This is a genomic window from uncultured Corynebacterium sp. (assembly GCF_946998835.1).
Classification (GTDB): Bacteria; Actinomycetota; Actinomycetes; order Mycobacteriales; family Mycobacteriaceae; genus Corynebacterium.
Genome location: NZ_CAMQAZ010000062.1, coordinates 1 through 3,704, shown reverse-complemented (window position 1 = coordinate 3,704; position 3,704 = coordinate 1). Strand labels below are relative to the sequence as shown.

Here is a 3,704-nt window from a genome sequence, read left to right as displayed (position 1 = left end):
CCGTGGAGTTCAAATTTAACGTGTAGCGTTATTGACGCTTCGCGTTATGGGGGATAGGGTGAAGCATGATCCAGTCGTTCGCTGACAAGGACACTGAGCGTTTGTGGAATCGAGAGCGGGTTCGCTCGATCGATTCCCGCATTCACTCAGTAGCGCTGCGCAAGCTTCGCCAGCTTGGGTACGCGCAGACTCTTGATGAGTTACGGATTCCCCCGGGAAACCGGCTCGAGGCGTTGAAAGGTGATCGGCGGGGTCAGTTCAGCATTCGAATCAACGACCAGTGGCGGATCTGTTTTCGGTGGTCCGCCGCGGGGCCAGAGGAGGTTGAGATCGTTGACTACCACTGACAAGCTCCCTCCGGTTCACCCCGGTGAGATCCTCATGGAGGACTTTCTCAAGGAAATGGGGATCACCCAGCACAAGCTCGCCGTCTCCATCGGCGTTCCGCCCCGCCGGATCAACGAAATTGTTCACGGTAAGCGCGCTGTAACCGCGGACACTGCTCTTCGCTTGGCTAAGTTCTTCGGAATGAGCCCCCAGTTCTGGCTCGGGTTACAGACCCAGTACGACCTGGATGTGGCAGAAGACAAAATCCTCGCCGAGATCGAGCGGATTCAGCCGGTTCACGCTGTCTCGGCGTAGCGGTTACCCGAACCAGGTCCGTCAGCGTGAGGATATGCACGCGGATGGTTCGAACTAGGGAATTTGGGGCCGCCGTCGCGTGGACTTGAGTTCTGAGCGCCGCTTCTGCGCTTCGAGACGGCGCCGCACCGAGCCGCGCGTCGGCTTGGTCCTGCGCCGCGGGGGAGGAGGCGGAGCGAGCGCCTCGCGCAAGAGGGCGGCCATGCGTTCGCGTGCCTCGGCGCGGTTGCATACCTGCAATCGCTGGGTCGATGCGGTAACGGTAAGGACGGTGCCGTCTAGGCGGTGCTCGTGGTTGCAGAGGACGCGGCGACGCTGGGCGTCGGAAAGCTGTACTTTGCTGTCCGTAGTATTGACGCCTTGGCCGCCTCGTCCCGACGACTTCGCGGACCGCTCCGTCAGGTCGGCGGCGACGATGACCAGACCCCCGGGGATCCCTGGGCCAGGCGCGATGGTCAGGTCGTTCATACCGCCCACACTACGTTCTTGCGTCCTGCGTCAACCAACCCAGACCGCAGCCCAGTTGCAACGCAAGTCTCAGCGACCGACCTCCCGGTAAATCTCATGCATCGTGAACTTCCTACCGGAGTCAATCTCGACGACTGAGCGAAGTTCCTGCAGGTCCTGAAGATCTTCGATTCTTTCCGCGATGGCGGATCGAGCAAAACTCGGAAACAGTTACGCCCTCAGCGCGCGCAAACTTCGTTACGAGTGATGCTTCCTCGCTGCTCAAACGGATTCTCAGGAACATAACTGCTACCGATGTCGTGGAGAAAACCTCTATGCTTTCTTCTTGTCTCGACGGAAACGGAAACCGCGTCGCGTCGTGCGGGTTTCTGTCGCAGATTGATCTTCGTCGCCGGTCGACTCGAGCGCTTTTTGCTCTCCCCGCTCCCGTCGCGCTTCGATTTCTGCGGCCTTTGCAAGCACCCGGTCGTCGTTCATGTCGCGAATTTTCTCAGTGGCTTTTTGCGCTTGATCCACCGCCGATTGGCGGACGCGGTTCGCAGCATGGACGGTGTCGCCCGCTAGCGACACCACAGATTGAAGCCACCCCTGGTCGTGGAGACGCTCTGCGTCTTCTTCGCCCATCCACAAATGCTGCGCAAACGCACTAATAATGTCGTGAATTTCGTTCGCGTGCGCGGTGATGTGGCGAGCACGAATATGGTTTGTGACCCAGACCTGATTGCTCAACTTGGCTGTCTCACGGATGGCTGTATCCATCTCGAGCAGACGTCGGATGGTCGATTCCAATCGATCCTTGCGCGCGTCGTGGATTCCCTCACGGTGAGAATCCAGCTGGCGAGGCTCAAACTCATTCACGTGGGCGATCTCCAGGACATACATCCGATCGTGGAGGTAGATGCTCCGAGCGGCCACACCCAGCCAAAGCGGCAGATCACCTTTCAGCCCAGCTAAGAAAGTTTCAAGCTTCTTGGAGTTGTTCTTCTGCTTCCGGAGCTGATCAACGGCATCATCGAGTTGTTCGATGGCGTAAGACTCGATGCCGTTGAGCGCTGATCCGAGGTGGTCGACCTTCGACCAAGTAGTTGAGGAGACGCTACTGCTGCGCCGGTAAAGTTCGTCCGCTTCTTCAATCGTGTACTGGATACCCCCAAGCTGTGCCAGTGCGTCAACCTTGCGCTGCCGGAGGAGAGTATCGAGCTTCTCATCGATGACCTCTAGATACTCCTTGATTTCAGCAATTGCTGCCTCAATTGCGGCCTGAGCTGCGATGCCCGCGGCGGTCGAAGCCATGGCGGGCGAAAACTTCACCTCTTGAAACGAGGTGTGTTTGAAGAATCGACTTGGATTGTCAGCGAGCCCAAGATCGCTTCGGCGTAGGACTCCAGGAACCGGTCCAGACGACGTGCGATGCTGGAGCAGCTTCGCAGTTTCGTCCGTAGCTTTGTAATACTTGCCGGATTTGAACTGCTGGTTGGAAATCGTGCTCAGCACATTGTTTGCGCGGAAAAGCACTTGCGGTGACGCAGGAGAAAACGCGGGTGCAGAGGTATCGGGAAAGCGGTTTTCCTCGCTAAGAATCAGCAGACCCTCTCCATCCGCCAGAAAAGCCAGGTCCTTGCTTGAAGTCTCCATGTCCAGAAACTATATAGTATTGACGGGCGGCAAATGCGTCGCAAAGCACCTGCGCTAACGCCGCTGCAGCACGAGCTCTGGGTACTTGTGCACGTAGCCGACCGCGATGACGGCGAGCGCCGCGAACGCGCCGATGACGGTCTCCGCTGTGCGGGCGAGCAGCATTGGCCAGATGGGGGAGGCCTCGACCGTCTGTACCATCAGCAGGGCGGTCGGGGTGATGAAGCTGACGGTGATGGTGTAGTTGTGGGTCACGTACATCTCGGTGAGGGACCGCAGAATCACAATCCACACGACGATCTGTCATCCCTGCATCGGGTGGGACAGCAGGAAGCCGGCTACCGCGATGCCGGTCAGGATGCCCAGGGCGCGCTCGATGGCGCGGTAGTACTGTGGTCTTTTCGTTTTCGTGATTACAAAACACCCTGTAAATACCTGCCGTGAACTGCGGAGATATGGTTTCGTATTTTTGTGTATTTTTAAAAAACCGCACAGCAGGCACCCCACCGTGCCCCCGCTGTGCCGTTACTGGAACCTTTCTTGTGCGAATCTTTCTAGTAGCCCTGCAGTATGAAAAATATGTACATTTGACGCGTATCTCCCCGTGCTCTGTTGTTTCCTGAGTTGCTAGATGTTCCGGGAGCGATCGCGCCATGGCCGCATCCTGTGGTACTTCTCCGGATTTACCTACTGTCTTTAGCGGAAAGGTTTCTTTGCACCGACATGCCGTGGAGTTCAAGTTCAACGTTTAACGCGGGCAGCCGCCGCCGGATTCTCGGTGGCGATTCCGGCCCGAACCTCGGGGACAGTCTCGCGCTTCCTCATCTACGTGAGCTCCGCGATTCCGGCCAGCTCACCGCTACCTCCATCTTCGATAGCTTGAGCGAGCTCGACCACGACCATCTGATCTGGTGCACTGGTTTCCGTCCGGCCCTCGGCCCATTCCGCCACCTCATGCG

General features: G+C 57.9%; 5 protein-coding genes and 1 pseudogene. 3 read left to right on the top strand and 3 right to left on the bottom strand.

The window, feature by feature from the left end; genetic code table 11:
- The first annotated feature begins 65 nt into the window (after positions 1–65).
- Complete coding sequence (locus tag Q0U90_RS11515; protein WP_005290974.1) at positions 66–347, top strand: type II toxin-antitoxin system RelE/ParE family toxin; 282 nt, start codon at positions 66–68, stop codon at positions 345–347.
- Between the two features lie 34 nt (positions 348–381).
- Positions 382–642 (top strand): HigA family addiction module antitoxin, encoded by a 261-nt coding sequence (locus Q0U90_RS11510; protein ID WP_070363545.1) that lies wholly within the window; start codon positions 382–384, stop codon positions 640–642.
- A 54-nt stretch (positions 643–696) separates the two neighbouring features.
- Here the strand turns inward: Q0U90_RS11510 and Q0U90_RS11505 are convergent, their stop codons facing one another.
- The 3 genes from Q0U90_RS11505 to Q0U90_RS11495 all read right to left on the bottom strand — a co-directional run bounded on the left by Q0U90_RS11505 (position 697) and on the right by Q0U90_RS11495 (position 3,039).
- Positions 697–1,110, bottom strand: a complete 414-nt coding sequence (locus Q0U90_RS11505) for a peptide chain release factor-like protein (protein WP_297455270.1) — start codon at positions 1,108–1,110, stop codon at positions 697–699.
- Between the two features lie 312 nt (positions 1,111–1,422).
- Complete coding sequence (locus tag Q0U90_RS11500) at positions 1,423–2,745, bottom strand: hypothetical protein (protein ID WP_297455267.1); 1,323 nt, start codon at positions 2,743–2,745, stop codon at positions 1,423–1,425.
- Between the two features lie 54 nt (positions 2,746–2,799).
- Complete coding sequence (locus tag Q0U90_RS11495) at positions 2,800–3,039, bottom strand: FUSC family protein (RefSeq protein ID WP_297455264.1); 240 nt, start codon at positions 3,037–3,039, stop codon at positions 2,800–2,802.
- A gap of 501 nt (positions 3,040–3,540) precedes the next feature.
- Here Q0U90_RS11495 and Q0U90_RS11490 point away from each other — a divergent pair.
- Positions 3,541–3,704, top strand: a pseudogene (locus Q0U90_RS11490) (pyridine nucleotide-disulfide oxidoreductase); the annotation flags it as partial.

What these genes read in the sequence shown, in the direction of transcription:
- Q0U90_RS11515 (WP_005290974.1), top strand. Translation starts at nt 66, where the DNA reads ATGATCCAGTCGTTCGCTGACAAGGACACTGAGCGTTTGTGGAATCGA.
- Q0U90_RS11505 (WP_297455270.1), bottom strand. Translation starts at nt 1,110, where the DNA reads ATGAACGACCTGACCATCGCGCCTGGCCCAGGGATCCCCGGGGGTCTG.
- Q0U90_RS11510 (WP_070363545.1), top strand. Translation starts at nt 382, where the DNA reads ATGGAGGACTTTCTCAAGGAAATGGGGATCACCCAGCACAAGCTCGCC.
- Q0U90_RS11500 (WP_297455267.1), bottom strand. Translation starts at nt 2,745, where the DNA reads ATGGAGACTTCAAGCAAGGACCTGGCTTTTCTGGCGGATGGAGAGGGT.